This is a genomic window from Streptomyces sp. NPDC056296, assembly GCF_042268605.1.
Classification (GTDB): Bacteria; Actinomycetota; Actinomycetes; order Streptomycetales; family Streptomycetaceae; genus Streptomyces.
Window position 1 is genome coordinate 80,839 of the sequence record NZ_JBHJRX010000001.1, and the last position, 22,807, is coordinate 103,645.

A 22,807-nucleotide genomic window follows, 5' to 3' on the forward strand; every position below is an offset into this window, starting at 1 on the left:
GCCGGGGATCACTCCCACTCGATCGTCCCCGGCGGCTTCGACGTCACGTCGAGGACGACCCGGTTGACGTCCTTGACCTCGTTGGTGATGCGGGTCGAGATCTTGGAGAGCACGTCGTACGGCAGCCGGGACCAGTCGGCCGTCATCGCGTCCTCGGAGGAGACGGGACGCAGCACGATCGGGTGGCCGTAGGTGCGGCCGTCGCCCTGTACGCCGACGGAGCGGACGTCCGCGAGCAGCACCACGGGGCACTGCCAGATGTCGCGGTCGAGGCCGGCCGCGGTCAGCTCCTCACGGGCGATCGCGTCGGCCTCGCGGAGCAGGTCGAGCCGCTCCTTGGTGACCTCGCCGACGATCCGGATGCCGAGGCCCGGGCCGGGGAAGGGCTGGCGCTGGACGATCTCGTCCGGCAGGCCCAGCTCCTGGCCGACCATCCGGACCTCATCCTTGAACAGCTTGCGCAGCGGCTCGATGAGCTGGAACTCGAGGTCCTCGGGGAGCCCGCCGACATTGTGGTGGGACTTGATGTTCGCCGCGCCGGTGCCGCCGCCGGACTCGACCACGTCCGGGTAGAGGGTGCCCTGCACGAGGAACTCGACCGCGGGACCCTCGTCGGCGATGATCTCCACCTGGGCCTGCTCGAAGACCCGGATGAACTCGCGCCCGATGATCTTCCGCTTCTCCTCGGGGTCGGAGACCCCGGCGAGCGCCTTGAGGAACCGCTCCTGGGCGTCCACGACCTTCAGCTGTACGCCGGTCGCGGCGACGAAGTCCTTCTCGACCTGCTCGGTCTCACCCTGGCGCATCAGGCCGTGGTCGACGTAGACGCAGGTCAGCTGGGAGCCGATGGCCTTCTGGACGAGGGCGGCGGCGACGGCGGAGTCCACGCCGCCGGACAGGCCGCAGATGGCGCGCTTGTCGCCGACCTGCTCGCGGATGGCCGCGACCTGCTCCTCGATGACGCTGCCCGTGGTCCAGTCCGGGCGCAGGCCCGCGCCTCGGTACAGGAAGTGCTCCAGCACCTGCTGGCCGTGCGTGGAGTGCATCACCTCGGGGTGGTACTGGACGCCGTAGAGCTTCTTCTCGTCGTTCTCGAAGGCGGCGACCGGCACGACGGAGGTGGAGCCGGTGACGGTGAAGCCCTCGGGGGCGGCGGAGCAGGCGTCGCCGTGCGACATCCAGACGGCCTGCTCGGCCGGGGTGCCCTCGAAGAGGGTGGAGGACGGCCTGGAGACCGACAGGTCGGTGCGGCCGTACTCACGGGCGCCGGAGTTGTCGACGGTGCCGCCGAGGGTCTGCGCCATCAGCTGGAAGCCGTAGCACATGCCGAAGACGGGGACGCCGGCCTCGAACAGGGTGCGGTCGAGGGTGGGGGCACCCGGCTCGTACACCGACGAGGGGCCGCCGGAGAGGATGATGGCCGCCGGGTTCTTGGCGAGCATCTCCGCGACCGGCATGGAGCTCGGCACGATCTCGCTGTAGACCCGCGCCTCGCGGACACGACGGGCGATGAGCTGGGCGTACTGCGCGCCGAAGTCGACGACCAGGACGGTGTCGGGGGCGGCGGCAGCGGGAGTCGCTGATGACACGGGGTGCCTTCCGGCGGTCGGGCGGGGGTCTTGTACTGCCGATTCTACCGAGGTGGGCGGGTGGCCCCGTCCCGCCCACGGCGTCGCGGTCGCCCCTCCCTCCGAGTCTCACCATGCGAACCGGCTTGGACACCGTCCGCCCCCGGGGCATACTGGCCCCATGCTCACGCACCAGACCTTCCTGTTTACCTATGGCAACCGGCCCACCGGCTGCCATGGTCGTGCTGCTTGAGCAACTGACAAGCGACTTCCCAGGCGCCCCGGGCCGACAAGGTCCGGGGCGCCTGGCGTTTGCGGATCCCGTCGGCCGGGGGCACCGCCCCTTCGGCGAGGAGACACCGACATGACCGTCACCGCAGCAGACAAGACCGGCGCCCGCACCACCGAGGCGGCCGACGTGATCACGGGCGCCCGGGAGCGCATCGACGCACTGGACGACCGGATCATCGGGCTGATCCAGGAACGGATGGCCGTCTCCGCGGTCATCCAGGAGGCGAGGATCACCTCCGGCGGCCGGCGCGTGAACCTCTCCCGCGAGATGGAGGTCCTCGACCACTACCGGCACGCGCTGGGCAAGCCGGGTACGGCGCTGGCGATGACGATGCTGGAACTGTGCCGCGGGCGCGTCTGAGCGTCGGGTCCGGGCATCGTGTCCGAGAGCGTCGGGGTCGAGCGTCGCATCTGAGTTCGGGCGCGTTCTCACCCGTACGGCGCGTGACCGGCAGGCGAGCGGCTTCGTTGGTCCCGGTGTCCGTGTCAGCCAGGGGCGGGCCCGAAAGAACCACGCGTGGCTCGCTGGAGCGATGAGATGTGCGGATCGTGCCGTACGTCGTGGGACCTCGCTCCAGGAAAGTGACCGGACGGCAGGGGACAGCAGCCCGGTCACCCAAGAGAACGGCCGGCTCCGGGGACGCCCGGGGTCGGCCGACGGGGCGGCCGAGTCCCCCGGCCCACTCAACCGCACGGCCATTCGCCACCACATGCCATTCGAATCAAGCGGCGCAACCCCCCGGCGCCGCTTACGAGGCACCGGCGCTGCCCTGACGCCGGTGCTGGCCGAGGAAGGGCCCCGCGACGCACATCCCGCGGGGCCCTTCGCCATGCCCGGACATGCCCGCCGACCCTCCAACCGGGTCCGCGAGTGACGCACGCCACATAAAAGTTCTGTGAGTTCGAGGACAACCATTCACAGCTTTCACAGATCAAACAGGCGTACGGACCGAACCAAGGGCCACACCCGCGCCCCACACGCGGAGGCCTCCCTGACCCCCGTATCGCCTTGCGCGGTACGCCGGACTACCCGAGGTCTTCATGAAGCTTCGTCGCGCCATGGCAGCAGCGGCCGCCACGGCAGTGATCGCCCCGGTGGCACTGCTCGCGGCGCCGGCCGCCTACGCGACCGGTGACACGTCACCGTCCCCGTCCGCCTCGTCCAGCAGCTCCACGAGTGAACCTGCCACGAGCCCCTCCGCCGAGGAGTCGCCGTCCCAGAGCGAGTCGGCGGACGAGACCGCGCCCGCGCCGAGCGACTCGACGAGCACGTCCCCGAGCGAGACGGAGAGCGAGGGCACCCCCGCCCCCGGCGAGTCGGAGACGACCACGACCGCGCCCGCGGACCCGTCGCCGAGCACCTCCGCGCCCGAGGAGTCCGAGACCCCGGACCCCGAGCCGTCGGTGTGCGAGGACACCAAGGTCGACGTCAACATCTCGGGTCTGCCCGGCGAGATCGCGGCCGGCAGCGGCTGGCACAAGTTCTCGCTGAACGTGGCCAACAACTCCGGCTCCACGCTCCAGAACCTCGAGTACCTGGCCGGCGCCTCCGCCGACCGGAACGGCGAGGAGCTGTTCGAGAGCAAGAAGGTCAGCCTCCAGGCCTGGAACCCCGCCGACAAGATCTGGGAGGACCTCAACGAGCTCGGCTACGCGGTCGGCTACATCGGTTACACCGACGAGCTGGCGCCCGACTACGAGGTCGACATCCCGATGCGGATCAACGTGAGGTCCGACGCCCCGGTCGGCGCCGGCTTCACGCTCGGCGCGACCATCTACGGCGACGCGGACGGCGAGTGCACCGGCTTCGGTGACGTCGCCTACAAGTTCCAGATCGTGGCCGCCGGCACGGACACCGAGGGCACGAAGCCGCAGGAAGGCGGCAAGGCTCCGGTCGCCGTCGAGAAGCCGGCCGCCAACACGCCCGAGGTCACCGGCAGCCTCGCCGAGACCGGTTCCAGCTCCGCGCTGCCGATGATCGGCCTCGTCGGCGGGCTCGCCGTCGTCCTCGGTGGCGGCGCGGTGTTCGTGGTGCGGCGGCGCAAGGCCGGCGCGGACGCGTGACACTGCGCGAACCGGCCTGACACAGGCTGGGTGAGAGGGACCTGCGCTCGGAGGGGGGCGCAGGTCCCTCTCGCCTTTCCCGCTACTTCTTCGGCGGTACCGCGGGCATTCCCAGGAACGGCAGCCGCAGCGAGCCGAAGGCCTCCGCCGGGACCGCCGGGGACTTGGGCTCGACGGGGGCCAGGCGCTCGTAGGCCGTTCCCTGCGCCGGGCGCGGGTCGCTCTCGCCCTTGTTCGGCCAGTACGACATCGCCCGCTCGGCCTGCGCCGTGATGGTAAGGGACGGGTTGACGCCCAGGTTGGCGGAGACCGCGGCGCCGTCGACGACCAAGATGCCGGGGTGGCCGTAGAGCCGGTGGTACGGGTCTATGACGCCGGTCTCGCGGGAGGCGCCGATCGGGCAGCCGCCGAGGAAGTGGGCGGTGAGCGGGGTGCCCATCAGCTCGCCGACGTTGGAGCCGGCGAAGCCGTTGATCTCGGCGGCGAGTGCGGAGGCGCCCTCCGTGGCCGCCTTGATCTGCTTGGGGTTGGGCGAGCCGTGGCCCTGGCGGGCGGTGAGCAGGCCCTTGCCGACGCCCGTCGGTTTCAGGTGCGTGGTCAGGGAGTTGTCCAGGGACTGCATCACCAGACCGATGATGGTCCGCTCCGACCAGCGCCGGTTGGACAGGGAGCGCAGGACCAGCATCGGGTGCTTGGCCGCGTGGCCCAGGAAGCCCAGGACACGGGACGCGCCCGAGGCGGTGTGCCCGGCGTACGGGACCTGGAGGATCGACAGGCCGCCCATCGAGTTGGAGCCCTTGCCGTAACGGACCGGTTCGATGTGGGTGTTGGCGTCGGGGTGAATCGAGGACGTTATGGCGACGCCGCGCGTGAAGTCGGCCCGTGACTCGCCGGTGCGCTTGCGGTATCGGCGGTCGTCGGTCTGGGCGCCGACCAGGGCCTCGGAGTTGGTGCGGGTCAGCTCGCCGAGCTTGTCGGATATGTGCGGGAGCTGGCCGTTCGCCTTCATGCGGTGCAGCAGGGTCTGGGTGCCGTAGGTGCCGGCGGCGACGACGACCCGGCGGGCCGTGTAGGTGCGGCCCGCGCCCTTCTTCTGCCGGTCGGTGGGGAGGGTGGCGATCGCGAACCCGCCGCGCGAGTCGTCGGTGAGGGAGACGACCGTCGTCATCGGGTGCACGACGGCACCCGCCTTCTCCGCGAGGTACAGGTAGTTCTCGTTGAGGGTGTTCTTCGCGCCGTGCCGGCAGCCGGTCATGCACTCGCCGCATTCGTTGCAGGCCTTGCGGTCGGGGCCCGCGCCGCCGAAGTAGGGGTCGGGCACCCGCTCGCCCGGCTTCGCCTTCGTCGTGCCGTCGGCGTCCTCGCCGTCGCCGAAGAAGACGCCGACCGGCGCCATGTGGAAGGTGTCGCCCACGCCCATTCGCTCGGCGGCGGCCTTCAGGTGCACGTCGGACGGGGTCATGCTCGGGTTCAGCCGGACCCCGAGCATGCGCTTGGCCTGGTCGTAGTACGGCGTCAGTTCGTCGTGCCAGTCGGTGATGTCACGCCACTGGGGGTCGTCGAAGAAGGGCTTCGGCGGTACGTAGAGGGTGTTGGCGTAGTTCAGGGAACCACCGCCGACCCCGGCGCCTGCCAGGACCATGACATTCCCGAGCAGGTGGATGCGCTGGATGCCGAACATGCCGAGCCCCGGGGCCCAGAGGTAGTTCTTCAGGTCCCAGGAGTTCTTCGGCAGCGACTCGCCGGTGAAGCGGCGGCCGGCCTCCAGGACGCCGACGCGGTAGCCCTTCTCGGTGAGGCGGAGGGCGGAGACGGATCCGCCGAAGCCGGAACCCACGACGAGGACGTCGTAGTCGTAAGCGTCCTTGGGCACGGGGGTCTCCTCTTTGAACTTCGTCTGCGGGCGGTCATGGTTTCTCGCGCAGTTCCCCGCGCCCCTAGGTTGGTTACCTGAACCGGAATGCCTTCATCAGGCGGAGACTGCGGCTCATGAACTGGGCGTACTTCTCGTCGTCCATCCCCAGCGAGGGCGCCATCGGCAGCAGCCGCTGGTGGGCGACCGTCTGGGCCTCGGTGTACTTGAGGATGCCCTCGGAGCCGTGCCGGCGGCCGAGGCCGGAGTCCTTCATGCCGCCCATCGGGGACTGGACGCTGCCGTAGGCGGGCGCGTACCCCTCGTTGATGTTGACGGTGCCGGTGCGCATTCGGGCGGCGACCTCGTGGCCGCGCCGGGCGTCCTTCGTCCAGACCGAGGAGTTCAGGCCGTACGGCGTGGAGTTGGCGTGCTCGACGGCCTCGTCCTCGGTCTTGAAGCGGTAGACGGAGACGACCGGGCCGAAGGTCTCCTCGGTGCACACGGTCATGGGGGCGGTGACACCGTCGAGGATGGTCGGCTCGTAGAAGTACGGGCCGATGTCCGGGCGGGCGACGCCCCCTGCGACGAGCTTCGCGCCCTGCTCGACCGCGTCCGCCACGTGCCGCTCGACGGTCTCCAGCTGCCGCTCCCCCACCAGCGAGCCCATGTCGGCGCCGTAGGAGAGGGAAGTGCCGAGCCGCATGGCCTTGGTGCGGGCGGCGAAGCGCTCCAGGAAGGCGTCGGCGACCGACTCGTGGACGTAGAGCCGCTCGATGGATATGCAGAGCTGGCCGGCGGAGGAGAAGCAGGCGCGGACGGCGCCCGCCGCGGCCTTCTCGATGTCGGCGTCCTCCAGGACCAGCATGGCGTTCTTGCCGCCGAGTTCGAGGGAGACGCCGACCAGGCGGGCGGCGGCGCCCTGGGCGACCTCGCGGCCGGTACGGGTGGAGCCGGTGAAGGAGACGTAGTCGGCGTGCTTGACGACCTCGGGACCGACGACCGGCCCGTCGCCGAGGACGACCTGGAAGACCTCGGCGGGCAGGCCGGCCTCGATGAGCAGGTCACGGGCCCACAGGGCGGTCAGGCAGGTCTCGGTGTCGGGCTTCATGACGACCGCGTTGCCCGCGACGAAGGCGGGGAGCGCGTCGCCGACGGACAGCTCCAGGGGGTAGTTCCAGGGGGCGATCTGGCCGACGACGCCGCGCGGGTGGCGCAGCTCGGTGACCTTCGTCAGGGTCGGTACGGCGCCGGTGTGCCGCTTGGGACGGAGGTAGGCCGGGGCCTTGCGGCCGTAGTGCCGGGCGGCGACGGCGACGGCCTGGACCTCCTCGTGGGCGTGCAGACGGGCCTTGCCGGTCTCCAGCTGGATGAGGTCGAGCACCTCGGCCTGGCGTTCCAGGACCAGGTCGTGGAAGCGCAGCAGGACCGCGGCGCGCTGCCGTGCCGGGATGCGCGCCCACACGGCCTGGGCGGCGCGGGCCCGCTCGAAGGCGCCGGCCACGTCCTCGGGCGTGGACTCGGGCAGGTCGGCCAGCTTCTCACCGGTGAACGGCGTGTGGTTGGCGGTGCGGCCGGAGCCGGTCACGCCCTTGGTGAGCTGGGCGACCAGCTCGGGCGTGACCACGTCGGCAGCGGTGCGGGCGCCCTCGGGGGCGGGGGCGAGAGGGTTCGTGCCGGTGATTTCCGGGGCCTGCGCATCCGTCATGAGCCGCAGGGTATGACGCCGCGGCGCCTTTGTGTACCCGTCGGTAATAGTGATTCACCGAGTGCTCACATGACGCCAGTGATCGCTGGCAACGAACCCGCTGATCAGGGCGTTGCGACGTCCCAGTTGGCGACCACCGTCCGGGCGATCTCCCGTCCCTCGTCGGCGAAGTAGCCCTTGCGGGGGTAGTCGATCGACACCTTGTACATGTCGCCGTTCCCGGCCCGGTAGTAGACGATGTGGAACTCCCGCTCGCGGGGGTTCTGCGTGTCCGAGGTCGTGTAGGCGATGGTGTTCTCGGCGGCCTTGCCGTCCTTGTACTCGGTCGCGACCGGTTCACCTTCGGGAGCGGGCTTGTCGGCGAAGTTCCAGGAGTACTCACCGTCCTTGAGCACGTCCCAGTCCGCCCACGCGTTGGCGATCGCGGTGTCCGGGAGCTCGTCGTCCTTGTCGTCGGCCTTGATGTCGCGGTCCACCACGACGGTGACCGCACCGCTCGGGTCGGCGAACGTCTCGTTGGTGCCGTCCCAGTCGTCCGCATGCTTCTGCTTCACGAAATCGGTCGGTACGCCGACGCTCACGCCGACCTTGTCGTCGAGCCGCTGCTGCTTCCAGCCCTCCGGCAGGGGCCCCGCGAAGGGGTCCGCGATCACCAGGTACGACGCCACCGCCGCCGCGACGACCGCCGCGCCGAGGGTGATCCAGGCGTTGCGGCCCAGCCTGACGCTCCACCGGGAGCCGGTCCCGGAGCCGTCGCCGGGCCCGTCCGTGGCGCCGAGCCGGACCACCTGGGTGGGCGGTGGCGCGGGCGGATTGGCAGCCGCGTCCAGCAGGGCGCGGACCCGGGCGGCGTCCGGACGGCGCGCCGGGTCCTTGTCCAGCAGGCCGGTGATCACCTCGGCCAGCGGCCCCTGCGCGGAGGCGGGCGGCGCGGGCGCGGCGTTGAGCACGGACTGGAGCGTGGCGGGCGTGTTGCCGCGCCGGAACGGCGAGACGCCCTCCGTCGCCGTGTACAGCACCACGCCCAGCGACCACAGATCGCTCGCCGGGCCGGGGCGCTGGCCCAGCACCCGCTCCGGGGCGATGTACTCGGGCGAGCCGACGAAGCCGCCGGTGTCGGTCAGATCGGTCTCGCCCTCGATCTGGGCGATGCCGAAGTCGGTGAGGACGACCCGGTCGTGCCGGCCGAGCAGTACGTTGTCCGGCTTCACGTCCCGGTGCAGGATGCCGGCCGCGTGCGCGGCCTCCAGCGCGCCGAGCACCTCCAGGCCGATGCGGGCCGCCTCCCGCGCGCCCAGCGTGCCCTCCTGCAACGCGTCGCCCAGCGAACGGCCCCGCACCAGCTCCATCACGATCCACGGCTGGTCGTCCACCACCGCCACGTCGTGCACGTTGACCACCGCCGGGTGGTCGAGCCGGGCCGCGGCGCGCGCCTCGCGGCGCATCCGTTCGAAGGCGTTGTCCCGTTCGCGTTCGGGAAGGTGGTCGGGTACGCGGGGCTCCTTGACGGCCACCTCGCGGTCCACGGTCTCGTCCTTCGCCCGCCACACCGTGCCCATGCCGCCGTGCCCGAGCTTGGCGATCAGCCGGTAGCGGCCGGCGATGAGCCGCCCGGCACCCGCGTCCTGCGCGGACGACTCCGCGTGCCCGGGCCGCGGCGCCGCCTGCCCGGGCCGCGGCGCCGGCGACCGGGGCGGCACGACCTGGGTGGGTGCCGCGTACGGGTTGCCGGGATGCGGCACGGCGACGGGCGGATTCGGTGGTCGCAGGCCAAAACTCGTCGGCTCGTCCGACCCGTTGCGGGGTCCCCCGTTGCTGCTCATGGGTCCATCCATACCGTGCCCGGCACGCCCGGATCCACCAACCGTGCTCCCCGGTCACAGACCCGTGACGCACGCTGCCGCTTATCTCCTGTTTAGGTGCGTTGCGAAGACGGCGTCACGGACGTCGAACCCGTCGGCGTACCGCGAGCACCACCGCCCTGAGCACGCCCCGCGGCACGCGCCGGGGCTCACCGGTCCGGGGCGGCGCGGGAGTCCGGCCCGTGGCCAGGAAGGCGCGCAGCATCCGCTCGGCCTCCAACGCGTCCAGCCGCCGTTCCGGGTCGCGTTCGAGCAGGCCCTGTACGACCGGAAGGATGGGCCCGGCCTGAACGGGCGGACGGATCTCCTCGGTGACCACGGCGTGCAGGACGCCGCCCAGCGAGTCGCGGTGGAAGGGCGAGGTGCCGCTGAGGACCGCGCACAGCAGCACGCCCAGCGACCACAGGTCGGACTCCGGTCCGGTCCCGGCGCCGGACATCCGCTCGGGGGCGGTGTACTCGGGGGAGCCGACGAAGGAGCCGGTCTCGGTGAGCGTGGTGGCGCCCGCGACCTGGGCCACGCCGAAGTCGGTGAGGACGACCCGGCCGTCCTCGGCCACCAGCACGTTGGACGGCTTCACGTCCCGGTGCAGGATCCCGGCCGCGTGCGCGGTACGCAGGGCGTCGAGCAGGGCGACGCCGATCCGGGCGGCCTCGGTGGCGTCGACCGGGCCGTGGGCGAGGACGCGGTCGGCGAGCGAGCCGCCGTCGACCAGCTCCATGACCATGTACGCACGTTCGTCGTCCTCGACGACGTCGTGCACGACGATGACGTGCGGGTGCCTCAGCTGTGCGACCGCGCGGGCCTCGCGCAGGGTGCGCTCACGGCGCCGCCGGGCCTCGGCGGCGGAGAGGGTCTCGCCGAGGGGAAGCGCCTTCACGGCCACTTCGCGGACGAGCAGTTGGTCGGTCGCCCGCCACACGATGCCCATGCCACCGCGGCCGAGGCGTTCATGGAGCCGGTAACGGCCCGCGATGACACGCCCGCCCGCCCCCTCGGTCACCATGCGCCCATCATGCCCCACCGGACGGACCGGCTCCGGACCGCCGTAACCCGGGTGGCCGACAACCGACGGATGTGCGGGCGTCGTTGCGACGGCTTCCGGCCATCACCCGGCACGGGTCAGGCGGTCTTCTCCTGCCAGCTCTGCAGCACCGTCCGGAACTGCTGCCGCGTCGTCTCCCAGTCCTCGGCCGGCGCCGACATGTAGATGACGTACTCGACGCCGTCACGGGACATGTACGTCTCCTCGACCGCGCGGCGCGGACCGGGGAAGGGGGTGTCCTTGGCCAGCGCGGTCCAGGTGTACTCCCACCGGGCGCTCTTGTGGTCGCGGTAGGTGGTCCGCTCCAGGGTGACGCGCCGGTAGTCGACCAGCCGCTGGAGCTGGACCTCCAGGTCGCGCTGATGGGCGTACGGGTCGTTGTAGTCGGGGGCGGTGTCGACGGCGATGCGGATGAAGTGCTCGCCTCCGTCGGGGGTGTAGTCGATCTGCCGGAGCTCGCCCTGGTCGTCGTACACCTTCCGCTGCCAGTTCTCGGGCAGGTAGAGGCTGAAACCCACCGGGTCGTCCCGGCGCACCCAGCCGGCCGGGACGGACCCGCCGGGACCCTTGCCGGTCGTGGCGGAGGCGGAGGGGGCAGGGGACGGCGAGTGGGTGGGGTCCGGCCCGGCCGTCGAGCCGCCTCCGCCCCGTTGTTGCAGCACCACGGCGGTGCCCGCGCCGATGAGGGCGGCGACGGCGACGACCAGGGCGAGTGTGCGCAGGCGGCGGCGCCGGGACCGTACGGGAGCGACGCCCGTGGGTCCGGTCGGCGCGTACCCCGCCGCCGTGGGGCCCACCGGCCCGGGACCCGCCGCCGCGTGGCCCATCGCCGCGTGGCCGACCGCCGTGGGTCCGACCGCGGACGGACCGACCGCCGTCGGACCGGTCATCGGCTGGTACGGCGAGGCGGCCGTCCCGCCCGTCGCCACCGGACCCTGCCCCGGCGTCCCTTGGTGGGCCGTGTCGCTCTGCCCCCGCGGGCCCGAGTACCGCGTCGGCACATACGCCTGGGCCGCGTTCGGCCGCCGTCCCTCCGCGGCCTCCGCGAGCATGTGTTCCGTCTCGGTCACGTCGGGCCGCGAGGCCGGGTCCTTGCGCAGCAGGGCGCTGATGACGGGCGCGAGCGGACCGGCGTACCGGGGCTCGGTGGCCTCCTCCTCGACGACCGCCTGCATGGTGGTGAGCGGTGAGGTGCGGCGGAACGGCGACCTGCCCTCCACCGCCGTGTACAGCGTCGCGCCGAGCGCCCACAGGTCGGAGGCGGGGCCGGGATCGTGGCCGCGGACGCGCTCCGGCGCCAGGTAGTCGACGGAGCCGACGACCTCTCCGGTCCGCGTGATGGTGGAGTCGCCCTCGATCTGCGCGATGCCGAAGTCGGTGAGCAGCACCCGGCCGTCGTCGCCGAGCAGTACGTTGCCGGGCTTGACGTCGCGGTGCAGGACACCGGCGGTGTGCGCGGCGCGCAGGGCGCGCAGCACCCACAGGCCGACACGGGCCGCCTCCCGCGGCTCGACCCGCTCCTCGTCCTTGACCGCGTCGGCCAGCGAGCGGCCCTCGACCAGCTCCATCACGATCCAGGGGCGGCCGTCGTGTTCGAGTACGTCGTGGACGGTGACGACGGCCGAGTGGTTGATCCGTGCCGCCGCGCGCGCCTCGCCCCGGGTGCGCGCCAGCAGTATCGCCTGGTCGCTCTCGGAGACGTAGAGCGCGGCGGTCAACTCCTTGATGGCGACGGTCCGGTGCAGCACCTCGTCGTGTGCGCGCCACACCCGGCCCATGCCGCCGCTGCCGATGGCGTCCCCGAGCCGGTATCGGCCCGCGACGAGCCGGCCCTGCATCTGATTCACGTTGCCCCGCAATGGTCTTGTCAGGGTCAGACTAGGGACCGGCCCCCGTCCGGGGAACGGGCGGGGTGACATGGAATCCGCTCTGTGACGGTTGTCGCTTTCCGTGACAGGACGCAACCATCGGGCCGAACTGCCGTCAGCGGGTGTACTGGTAGGTCGCCGACGCCTGTTCGAACAGTCGGCTCACCTCGTCCCGTTCCGCCTCCGGGCCACGGACCTGCACCACGTGGTAGCGCCCGTCGATCAGGATCGCGACGTTGCGCACGAACAGCTCACCGCCACCGGCGCCGGTCCAGGTGAACTGCCCCTCCGCCATGGTCCGTCCGCCGACCTCGATGGTCTTCAGCCCGCTGGAGGTGGCCCAGCTGGAGGCGCGGTACGGCGCCAACTCGGGCTCGCTGTCGCGCTGGTAGGCCATCGGGTCGTCGCCGAACTCGGCCGCGCGGTCCCGGCCCGGTACGACGACGAGCTCGAAGTCGCCCTTCGCGTAGACGACCTGGCCGCTGCCGTTGCGGGGCGTGCGGTTCCAGCCCTCGGCTACGGCGACGTGGAAGCCCTCGGGGTCCTTGCGGAGGGTGAACCCGTCGGCGACGTCGGGGTCGTTGGTCTGCGTCTCGGTGGAGCCGGTGCCCGTCTCCGAGGCACTGGGGTCGTCCTTCGGCGTCGTCTGCTCCGGCCGGGGTTCGCCGCCGGCGTCCGGGGACCGTTCGGGCGGCGCCTGGCTCGCCTCGCCGACGGCGCCCGTCCGGTCGGTGGCCCCGTTGCCGTTCGTGTCGCTCTTCGGCATGAGGAACATGGCGTAGGCGACCGCTCCGGCCAGGGCGAGCAGTATCAGCAGGAGCAGCGTCCGGCCGAGGCTGCGCGGGGAACGGGCCGTCTCCTGCTTGCCACGCTTGTGCCGGCCGTGGTGCGCGGGCAGTCCGGCACGCCGCCTGCGCACCAGCTCGCCGCGGCGGCGCACGATGGGCAGCCGGCCGGTCTCGGCGGGCGGGGCCGAGACGACGTGCAGGCCGGCCTCCGGCTCGGGTGCCGACCGCACCAGTGAACGCAGCCAGCCGCGCAGTTCCTCGAAGTCGATGCGGTCGGTGGGGTCCTGACGCAGCAGCGACTCCACGACCGGTCGCAGCGGCCCGCACTCCTCGGCGAAGGCCGGGGGCTCCGCGCACACGATCTGCACCAGTTCGGCGGTCGACTCCTCCGGGTAGGGCGCATGCCCCTGGACGGCACGGTAGAGCAGCGCGCCCAGCGCCCACAGGTCGGTGGCGGGGCCGATGGGCGCGGCCAGCTGCCAGTTCTCGTGCACCGGCCCGGCCTGTTCCGGCGCCCAGCGCTCGGTCACCGGCCCGACCACGGCCATCCGCGTCTGCCGTGCCCGCTCGGCGGCGAGCGCGGTGGCGGGACCGCGCGGCGCGGGGGTGCGGGCGACCAGGTCGTCCCAGTGCCCGGCAGGCGCGGTGGTGGCCTCCTGGTGGGGGGCGGCGGCGGGCAGGGCCCGTCCGGCAGCGGAAACGGGGTACGCGGCGGGGGCCGGATCGCCGGTGGGGCGGGGCGTGGCGCCGTGCCATGAGGTCGTGCGTACGCCGTAGGGGTCGGCGATCTGCCCGGGCGGGGCGGCGCCGGGCGAGGCGCCGGGGCCCGCGGAGTAGGCGGAACGCGCGGCCGCGGAGGGGCTGCCCGGGCCGGCGGAGTACGGAGGGCCGGACTCCGTGCCGGGGCCGAGGGCGTGCGGCGCCTGCTCGGGGCCGGCCGCGGAGGGGGCGCCCGGACCGGCGGAGTACGGAAGACCGGGCTCCATGTCGGGACCGAGGGCGTGCGGCGCCTGCTCGGGGCCGGCCGCGTAGGAAGGCCGCGCCCCGACGGGTCCGGTGCCGGGGGTGCCGGGGGCCCTGCCGGTGTCGTCGTCGGGGGCGGGGCGGGCGCCGGGCAGGGCTGCGCGGCCGTTCTGTGCCTCCTGGACGCGGGCCGCGGCCCGGGCACCGGCGCGGTACGCGGCGATCGCTCCGGCGCGTGCGGCGCGGGCGTCCCCGCCGCTGTCGAGCGGCGTGGGGGCGAGCCCGGCGGAGGCCCCGCCCGGCCCCTGAGCCCCGGCCACCGGCAGCCCGCCGGCCGTCCGCGCCTCGATGGCGGCCCGCCGTGCGGCCTCGGGATCGGCATCGCCGGGCCCCAGCATCCCGGTCTGCACGACCCCGGCGTCTCCGGCGCCGAACCCGGCACCACCGGGGCCGGGGAATCCGGAGCCGGCACCACCGGGACCGGGGAGCCCGGAGCCAGCACCACCGCGACCGGCGGCCGTAACCTCGGCACCACCGGGACCGGCCGCCGTAACCCCGACACCACCGGGACCAGGGCGCCCGGAACCGACACCACCGCGACCGGCGGCCGTGATCCCGGCGCCACCGGGACCGGAGCGCCCGAGACCGACACCACCGGAACCGGGGAGCCCGGAACCGACACCACCGGGGCCAGGGAGCCCTGAACCAACACCACCGGAACCGGCGGCCATACCCCCCGCGCCACCGCGACCGGGAAGCCCAGCCCCGCCCTCGGCCCCCCAAGGCCCGAGGGCGGCGGTCTCCGCGCCGCCACCCCGGCCGAAGGTCCCGTCAGGGGCGACCGGGGAACCGGGGCCTTCCTCGTTCTCGGGGGCGGGCACCGGGTCGTATCCGCACAGCGCCTCCTCCGCCGCGCCGACCGCCAGGCCGGTCAGCATCACGCGCCCGTCGTCGCAGACGAGCACCGTGCGCGCGGTGATGTTGCGGTGCACCCAGCCGTAGGTGTGCAGCACCCGCAGCGCCAGGAGGATGTCGGAGGCCACCTCGGCCGCCCGGTACGGCGTCAGCGGCTGCTCGGCGAGCAGAGCGGCCAGCGGCCTGGCGGCCACCAGCTCGCTGACGACCCACAGCGAACCGCCCTCGGCGAACACGTCGAAGACCTGGTCCAGGCGCGGATGGTCGGGGACGGCGGCCGCGGCCTGCGCCGCCTCGACGGCACGGCGTACCACCGGGTCGGCGGGCCGCCGCTGTCCGCCGTGCGCGGCCGACGACCGCCTGCCGGGGGGCCGCCCGGCGCCGTCCCGGGCCGTGAAGCCGTCGGGCAGGCCGTCCGCGTCGAGCACCTCCGCCTCGACGACCTCCGGCAACGGCACCTGCCGGACCAGCACTTCCTGACCGCTGTAGGTGTCGAAGGCCCGGGTCTCGGTGAGTTCGTACTCGTCGGACGGCGGCAGGGGCAGGCGGTAGCGGTCGGCGAGTACCCGTCCCGCGTAGTCGTCCACGTCGACACCCCCGGCAGCCCGTCGGTCAATTCCGTTCGTCCGGCGGGCCGTTCCGGCTGCGTACGGTCCGCAAGCACTCACGATACGTGCCGGAGGCAACCCGCAAAGAGGGGATGCCAGATATCCGACCGCTCAAACCCGGACGCCGCCGGCTCAGGACTTGGGTTCGAAGGTCTTCGTCAGGGTCCGCCAGGTGTCCCGGCGCAGGTCACTGTCCCAGTCGGCGGCCTTGGCGGTGTACATGAGCGCGTAGCCCTGGTGGTCGTTGACGACGAACCCCCGGTCCACGGTCCGGTACTTGGTGCCGTCGTCCGTGTAGGTGAACTCCCAGTCGGCCGCGTTCCAGCCCCGGTAGCCCACCTTCTCTATGCGGATCTTCTTGTACTGGGAGCGCTGCATGTACCGCTCCTGGTTCTTCCAGTCGGCGACCGGGTCGCCCTTGGGCGTGGACGTCCAGGCGACGAGCAGCTTCTGCCCGTTCGGTCCGGTGAAACGGTCCCCCGCGGAGCCCGTGGACTGGTACTTCCAGCCCTCGGGCAGTCCGATGCCGTAGCCCTGCTTGCCCTGGTGGGTGGCGGCCGCGCCCTCGTCGTCGTCCGACTTCCCGGCGTCGTCCGACCCGGTTCCGGCGTCGCCGGACTCGCTCGCTCCGGAGTCCGGGGCGCCGCCCGAGGCCCCGTCCGTCGCCGGGTCCGAGGCGGAGCCGTCGGTGCCGGTCCCGCTCTCCTCGTCCTGCTTGGTGTCGCCGGTCGTGCCGGCGGAGGGGACGGTCTTGTCGCCGCTGCCGCCCTTGGCGCCGTTCTCGTCCCCGCCGCCGAGCGTGAGGGCGAGCACGGTGCCGAGCACGGCGAGCGCCACGATCACCGCGATGATCACCAGCGTCCTGCGCGGCACGACGTCGGTGAGCGGCGCCCGGGGCACGGACCGGGGCGGCAGGTCCGGCGGCGGTACGACGGGCCAGCCGGAACTCCGGGTTCCGGCGGGCGCGTTCGCCCCGCCGTGGCCCGAGCCCACTCCGGCACCGGCCCCGGCCCCGGCACCCGCACCCGAGGCGGCGGAGGCCCCCGCGGCGCCCGAGGCGGCCCGGTCGGCCCCGCCCGGCTTGGTGCGGGAGGCAGCCGCGGCACCGGCCGCACCGGCCCCCACGGCGGCCTTGCGCACGGAGCGCAGCGCCCCGCGCAACCGCTCCCCGGCCTCCTCGCCCCGCTTGCCCCCGGCGCCCGCCGAACCGCCCCGGCGGGTCCGCTCGTCCGGCTGCGCCGGCAGCGGCACCACCTTGGTGGCGTCGGCCGGTTCGGTCTCGGCCGCCTTGTCCGGGGCGTGGATGACCTTGTTGAGCAGTGCGCGGGCGCCCGCGTCGTCGAGGCGCTGGGCGGGGTCCTTGTTGAGCAGTCCGTAGATGACGTCCCGCAGCGGGCCGGCGTTCTTCGGCTCCTCCAGGTTCTCCGTCATCACCGCGGTCAGCGTCGCGATCGCGGAGCCCTTGTCGTAGGGCGGGGCGCCCTCCACCGCCGCGTACAGCAGTCCGCCGAGCGACCACAGGTCGGCGGCCGGCCCCGGCTTGTGGCCGCGGGCCCGCTCCGGGGAGATGTAGGAGGGGGCGCCGACGAGCATGCCGGTGGAGGTGATGGACGGGTCGCCCTCCACCTGGGCGATGCCGAAGTCGGTGAGCACGACCCGGCCGTCCTCGGCGATCAGTACGTTGGACGGCTTCACGTCGCGGTGCAGGATGCCCTCGCGGTGCGCGGAGCGCAGGACGTCGAGGACGGCGAGGCCGACCTCCGCCGCGCGCTTCGGCTCCAGCAGGCCGTCCTCACGGATCGCCTCGGCGAGCGACTTGCCCTCGACGAGTTCCATCACGATCCACGGCCGGTCGTCCTCCTCGACCACGTCGTAGACCGTCACGGCGCTGTTGTTGCGGATCCGCGCGATGGCCTTGGCCTCGCGCAGCGTGCGCGTGATCAGGCGCCGCTTCTCCTCCTCGTCGATGTTCCCCGGGAACCGCAGCTCCTTGACGGCGACCGTGCGTCCCAGGGTCTCGTCCTCGGCCCGCCACACCGTCCCCATGCCGCCGCGGCCGAGCACGTCTCCCAGCCGGTACCGCCCGGCGAGGAGACGTGCGCTCTTGTCCGTACGGGATGTCCCCGCCCGCTCCGCCTCCGACATGCGTCCCCTCATGCAACCCGCCCTGACAGAGCCTTCATTGTCCCTCACCCGACAAGTGCTCGACGCCCAGGGTGCCCCTGGGGCCAACCGGGCGAGCGGGCAGGGAGCATGGCGGGGTGACCCTGCGTCACACCCGCCCCGGCAGCCCCTGCCACCTGCCCTATCGCGGCACGATGTCCGGCGCTCCCAGCCGGGCCGCGTCCGCCGTCAGGTCGTCCGGCTGGCGCTGCGACTCCCGCTCGGCCTCGACCCGCTTCTCGTAGTGCTGGACCTCGCGTTCGACCTGGTCCTTGTCCCAGCCGAGCACCGGCGCCATCAGTTCGGCGGCCTCGCGGGCGCTGCGCGTGCCCCGGTCGAAGGTCTCGATGGAGATGCGGGTGCGCCGGGTCAGTACGTCGTCCAGGTGGCGAGCGCCCTCGTGGGAGGCGGCGTAGACGACCTCGGCGCGCAGGTAGTCGTCGGCGGCGTGCAGCGGTTCGCCGAGGGAGGGGTCGGCGGCGATGAGCTCAAGGACCTCCTCCGCCATGGCGCCGTACCGGTTCAGCAGGTGCTCCACGCGTACGACGTGCAGGCCGGTGCGTGCGGCGACCCGCTTCCGCGCGTTCCACAGCGCCCGGTAGCCCTCGGCGCCGAGCAGCGGCGTGTCCTCGGTGACGCAGTCCGCGACCCGCAGGTCGAGCCCGTGCACCGCCTCGTCCACGGCATCCTTGGCCATCACCCGGTACGTCGTGTACTTGCCGCCCGCCACGACGACGAGACCGGGCACCGGGTGCGCGACGGTGTGCTCGCGCGACAGCTTGCTGGTGGCGTCCGACTCGCCGGCCAGCAGCGGGCGCAGACCGGCGTACACGCCCTCGACGTCGTCGCGGGTGAGCGGCACGGACAGCACGGAGTTGACGTGCTCCAACAGGTAGTCGATGTCCGCGCTGGACGCGGCCGGGTGCGCCTTGTCCAGGTCCCAGCCGGTGTCCGTGGTGCCGATGATCCAGTGCCGGCCCCAGGGGATGACGAACAGCACGGACTTCTCGGTGCGCAGGATCAGACCGGTGCTGGAGTGGATGCGGTCCTTCGGCACGACCAGGTGGATGCCCTTGGAGGCGCGCACGTGGAACTGGCCGCGCTCGCCCACCATCGACTGGGTGTCGTCGGTCCACACGCCGGTCGCGTTCACGACCTGCTTGGCGTGGATCTCGTACTCCCCGCCCGCCTCGACGTCCTGCACGCGCGCGCCGACCACGCGCTCGCCCTCGCGCAGGAAGGAGGTGACTCGTGCGCGGTTGGCGACCGGGGCGCCGTACGCCGCCGCCGTGCGCACCAGCGTCGTCACGAACCGGGCGTCGTCCATCTGGGCGTCGTAGTACTGCAGCGCGCCGACCAGCGCGTCCTTCTTCAAGGCGGGCGCCACCCGCAGGGCGTGACCGCGGCTCAGGTGCCGGTGCATCGGCAGCCCCCTGCCGTGTCCGCGGGCCATCGACATGGCGTCGTAGAGCGCGACGCCCGACCCGGCGTACAGCCGCTCCCACCCCTTGTGCTGCAAGGGGTAGAGGAACGGCACCGGCTTCACGAGATGCGGTGCGAGCCGCTCCAGCAGCAGCCCGCGTTCCTTCAGCGCCTCCCGTACGAGGGCGAAGTCGAGCATCTCCAGATAGCGCAGGCCCCCGTGGATCAGCTTGCTGGACCTGCTGGAGGTGCCCGACGCCCAGTCCCGGGCCTCGACCAGGCCGGTGGACAGGCCACGTGTCACGGCGTCGAGCGCGGTGCCCGCACCGACCACGCCCGCGCCCACCACCAGTACGTCAAGCTCGCGCTCGGCCATGGCCGCGAGCGACTCGGCGCGCTGCGCCGGCCCCAGGGTCGCTGTCCTCACTGCTGCCTCCCGCTGTCGGTCGCGTCGGCCGCACCCGTCGGGGGCGAAGCCCGGTTCCTGGTACCCACCATGCCCAGATTCTGACCGGCCTGCCCGACATCGGCCGCCGCACGCCCCCAGCCTGTGGACAACTCTTCCCGTGAATCCCGGCGCATCACCCCGGGCGGTGTCGACACCACCGAAACTCGGCCGACCAATCCCACAAATCGGTCATATTTACTCCTAGTCTGACGTTGTGCTCGCCCATCCTGTCCACCGGGCTTGCGCACCTGTCCCGCTTCGGCTACTGGGAAGGACGGCCCACGCCATGCCCGCAGATCTCGCCGTCATCGGACTCGGCCCGTACGGCCTGCCCCTGGCCCAGGCCGCCGTCGCCGCGGGCATCCCCACCCTCGGCTACCGCACCGGCCCCGAGGCCGACCCGCTCACCCCCGCCGAGGTGCGCCGGATGCTCGCGACGGGCTTCCGCACCCCCGCCGGACCGGCCGAGCTGGGCCGCGTCCGCACCGCCGTCATCTGCGCCCCGACGCCGCCCGGCGCGGACGGCGGCCTGGACCTCAGCCAGGTGGAGGCGGCCGCCCGCACCCTCGCCGCCCACATGCGCCCGCACACCACGGTCATCCTGGAGTCGCCCGTGCGGCCCGGGACGACGGAGGATTTCCTGCGCCCGATCCTGGAGCAGGGCTCCGGCCTGCGCGCCGGCCGCGACTTCCACCTCGCCTACTCCCCCAGCCGCGTCGACCCCGGCAACCGCGACTTCACCCCGGCCACCACACCGAAGGTCATCGGCGGCCTCACCCCCGCCTGCACCGAGTCGGCCGCCACCTTCTACGGCCGGCTCACCGACAAGGTGGTCCGCGCGCGCGGCACCCGCGAGGCCGAGACGGTCCAGCTCCTGGAGACCAACTTCCGGCACGTCAACATCGCCCTGGTCAACGAGATGGCCGTGCTCTGCGACGACCTCGGCGTCGACCTGTGGGACGTCCTGCGCTGCGCGGAGAGCAAACCGTTCGGCTTCCAGGCCTTCCGCCCGGGACCCGGCGTCGGCGGCCACTCCGTCCCCCAGGACCTGACCGGCCAGGCCCCGCACAGCCTGCGCATGGTGGAGCTGGCCCAGCAGGTCAACTCCCAGATGCCGCGCTACGTCGTCCAGCGCGCCGCCGCCCTCCTCAACGAGCACGGCAAGTCCGCGCGCGCCGCCCGCGTCCTCCTCCTCGGCGTCACCTACAAGGCCGACCTCGCCGACCAGCAGGCCACCCCGGCCGAGGAGATCGCGACGCGCCTGATGTCGATGGGCGCCGCCGTCAGCTACCACGACCCGCACATCCCGTCCTGGAACGTCGCCGACCGCCCCGTCCCCCGCGCCGACTCCCTCTACGAGGCCGCCGCCGACGCCGACCTGACGATCCTCCTCCAGCAGCACCGCACGTACGACCTCCAGGGCCTGTCCGTGAAGGCCCAGCTGCTCCTGGACACGCGAGGGGCCACGCCCACGGGGGCGGCGCACCGGTTGTGAGGAGGGGGCGCGCGGGGGTGACCGCGCCACGGGGTTGGTGGTGGACGGGCCGCTTCGTGGGTACCGTAGGACGCGGGTGGAGCCCACCGCAGGGGTGCTGCGGCAGGCTCCTGAGAAGTGAACGGAGTGTCCACCCCTATTTCTCTTAGGGGTGGCCGCTCACTTCCCGTAGATCCGCAAAATCCACCTCCTCCGGAACTTCACCATCCGCAGACGGATCCGGTCCCAGCGGGTGGGCTTGCGGTGACGGCCCATGGCGCGCCCCCTTCCACGATGCCGCCGTCAGCCCGGTAGGCGGTCCGTCTGGATTTCGGGCCGGGCCCCGAGAGCCCGGGTCCGGAACCGATTCCTTGGAAGGGGGCGCCCCAGAGAACTGGGTCGCCGGACACGGACGTTACCGGCCCCGCACGGCCCTCCCCCGCGTATTCGCCCCGAAGGCCACCGTGCGCCCCCGCACCGCGCCAACGCCCCCGCGCACGCCCCTGAACACGCGAAAGAGGCCGGTCGCCCCGTCAAGGGCGACCGGCCTCCTCAGAGCCGTGGAGCGGCTGCTACCGCCGGTGCTGCGAGTCCGCCACCGTCACCTCGACGCGCTGGAACTCCTTCAGCTCGCTGTACCCGGTCGTCGACATCGCCCGGCGCAGCGCGCCGAAGAAGTTCATCGAGCCGTCGGGGTTGCGGGACGGGCCGGTGAGGATCTCCTCGATGGTGCCGACCGTGCCGAGGTCGACCTTCTTGCCGCGGGGCAGCTCCTCGTTGACGGCCTCCATGCCCCAGTGGTTGCCCTTGCCCGGCGCGTCGGTGGCGCGGGCCAGCGGCGAGCCCATCATCACCGAGTCGGCGCCGCAGGCGATCGCCTTGGGCAGGTCGCCGGACCAGCCGACCCCGCCGTCGGCGATGACGTGCACGTACCGGCCGCCGGACTCGTCCATGTAGTCGCGGCGGGCCGCCGCCACGTCCGCGACCGCCGTCGCCATGGGCACCTGGATGCCGAGCACGTTGCGCGTGGTGTGGGCGGCGCCGCCGCCGAAGCCGACGAGGACACCCGCCGCGCCGGTGCGCATCAGGTGCAGGGCGGCGGTGTAGGTGGCGCAGCCGCCGACGATCACCGGGACGTCCAGCTCGTAGATGAACTGCTTCAGGTTCAGCGGCTCGTGCGAACCGGAGACGTGCTCCGCCGAGACCGTGGTGCCGCGGATGACGAAGATGTCGACGCCCGCGTCCACGACCGCCTTGGAGAACTGGGCGGTGCGCTGCGGGGAGAGCGCGGCGGCCGTGACCACGCCCGAGTCGCGCACCTCCTTGATGCGCTGTCCGATCAGCTCCTCCTTGATGGGAGCCGCGTAGATCTCCTGGAGGCGGCGGGTCGCGTTGTCGGTGTCCAGCCCGGCGATCTCGTCGAGCAGCGGCTGGGGGTCCTCGTGCCGCGTCCAGAGCCCTTCCAGGTTCAGGACGCCGAGGCCGCCCAGCTCGCCGATCCGGATGGCGGTGGCCGGGGAGACGACCGAGTCCATGGGAGCGGCCAGGAACGGCAGCTCGAAGCGGTAGGCGTCGATCTGCCAGGCGATCGAGACCTCCTTCGGGTCCCGCGTACGGCGGCTGGGGACGACGGCGATGTCGTCGAAGGCGTACGCCCGGCGGCCGCGCTTGCCGCGCCCGATCTCGATCTCAGTCACGTCTGTGGCCTTTCCCTGATGCGTTGCAGCGCCTTCCAGTATCCCCGACCGGCGCGGCGGGTCTCCCCGAC

13 protein-coding genes are annotated in these 22,807 nt (G+C 72.8%); 3 read left to right on the forward strand and 10 right to left on the reverse strand.

Annotation, left to right across the window (positions count from 1 at the left end):
• Positions 1-8: 8 nt before the first annotated feature.
• Positions 9-1,589: a glutamine-hydrolyzing GMP synthase gene (gene guaA, locus ACFCZF_RS00365; protein ID WP_376669770.1), complete on the reverse strand. Its 1,581-nt coding sequence runs from the start codon at positions 1,587-1,589 to the stop codon at positions 9-11.
• Positions 1,590-1,932: 343 nt separating this feature from the next.
• Between guaA and ACFCZF_RS00370 the strand changes: the two genes are divergently transcribed.
• Entirely contained in the window at positions 1,933-2,220 is a 288-nt protein-coding gene (locus ACFCZF_RS00370; RefSeq protein WP_121748747.1) for a chorismate mutase, read from the forward strand.
• A gap of 680 nt (positions 2,221-2,900) precedes the next feature.
• On the forward strand, positions 2,901-3,923 hold the full coding sequence (locus ACFCZF_RS00375; RefSeq protein WP_376669771.1) for an LAETG motif-containing sortase-dependent surface protein: 1,023 nt from the start codon (positions 2,901-2,903) through the stop codon (positions 3,921-3,923).
• A gap of 82 nt (positions 3,924-4,005) precedes the next feature.
• Here ACFCZF_RS00375 and ACFCZF_RS00380 read toward each other — a convergent pair whose 3' ends face one another.
• From ACFCZF_RS00380 to ACFCZF_RS00415, 8 genes are all read right to left on the reverse strand, one after another.
• Complete coding sequence (locus ACFCZF_RS00380; protein WP_376669772.1) at positions 4,006-5,796, reverse strand: GMC oxidoreductase; 1,791 nt, start codon at positions 5,794-5,796, stop codon at positions 4,006-4,008.
• Positions 5,797-5,869: 73 nt separating this feature from the next.
• Positions 5,870-7,483: a succinic semialdehyde dehydrogenase gene (locus ACFCZF_RS00385; protein ID WP_376669773.1), complete on the reverse strand. Its 1,614-nt coding sequence runs from the start codon at positions 7,481-7,483 to the stop codon at positions 5,870-5,872.
• A 104-nt stretch (positions 7,484-7,587) separates the two neighbouring features.
• A complete protein-coding gene (locus ACFCZF_RS00390) occupies positions 7,588-9,306 on the reverse strand; it encodes a protein kinase (protein WP_376669774.1) in 1,719 nt (572 codons plus the stop codon).
• Between the two features lie 115 nt (positions 9,307-9,421).
• A complete protein-coding gene (locus ACFCZF_RS00395; protein ID WP_376669775.1) occupies positions 9,422-10,351 on the reverse strand; it encodes a serine/threonine-protein kinase in 930 nt (309 codons plus the stop codon).
• 116 nt (positions 10,352-10,467) lie between these two features.
• Complete coding sequence (locus ACFCZF_RS00400) at positions 10,468-12,228, reverse strand: serine/threonine-protein kinase (protein WP_376669935.1); 1,761 nt, start codon at positions 12,226-12,228, stop codon at positions 10,468-10,470.
• 145 nt (positions 12,229-12,373) lie between these two features.
• Positions 12,374-15,511, reverse strand: a complete 3,138-nt coding sequence (locus ACFCZF_RS00405; protein WP_376669776.1) for a protein kinase — start codon at positions 15,509-15,511, stop codon at positions 12,374-12,376.
• Between the two features lie 153 nt (positions 15,512-15,664).
• Positions 15,665-17,677, reverse strand: a complete 2,013-nt coding sequence (locus ACFCZF_RS00410; RefSeq protein WP_376669936.1) for a protein kinase — start codon at positions 17,675-17,677, stop codon at positions 15,665-15,667.
• A 160-nt stretch (positions 17,678-17,837) separates the two neighbouring features.
• The gene (locus tag ACFCZF_RS00415; RefSeq protein ID WP_375907164.1) at positions 17,838-19,544 is read right to left on the reverse strand and encodes a glycerol-3-phosphate dehydrogenase/oxidase; all 1,707 of its coding nucleotides are present in this window, start codon (positions 19,542-19,544) and stop codon (positions 17,838-17,840) included.
• Between the two features lie 307 nt (positions 19,545-19,851).
• Here ACFCZF_RS00415 and ACFCZF_RS00420 point away from each other — a divergent pair, with 307 nt between their 5' ends.
• The gene (locus tag ACFCZF_RS00420) at positions 19,852-21,060 is read left to right on the forward strand and encodes a nucleotide sugar dehydrogenase (protein WP_375907161.1); all 1,209 of its coding nucleotides are present in this window, start codon (positions 19,852-19,854) and stop codon (positions 21,058-21,060) included.
• 551 nt (positions 21,061-21,611) lie between these two features.
• Here ACFCZF_RS00420 and ACFCZF_RS00425 read toward each other — a convergent pair.
• Positions 21,612-22,736 carry a GuaB3 family IMP dehydrogenase-related protein gene (locus tag ACFCZF_RS00425; RefSeq protein ID WP_375907158.1) on the reverse strand — a complete coding sequence of 375 codons (1,125 nt, stop codon included), beginning with the start codon at positions 22,734-22,736 and terminating at the stop codon, positions 21,612-21,614.
• Positions 22,737-22,807 lie beyond the last annotated feature (71 nt).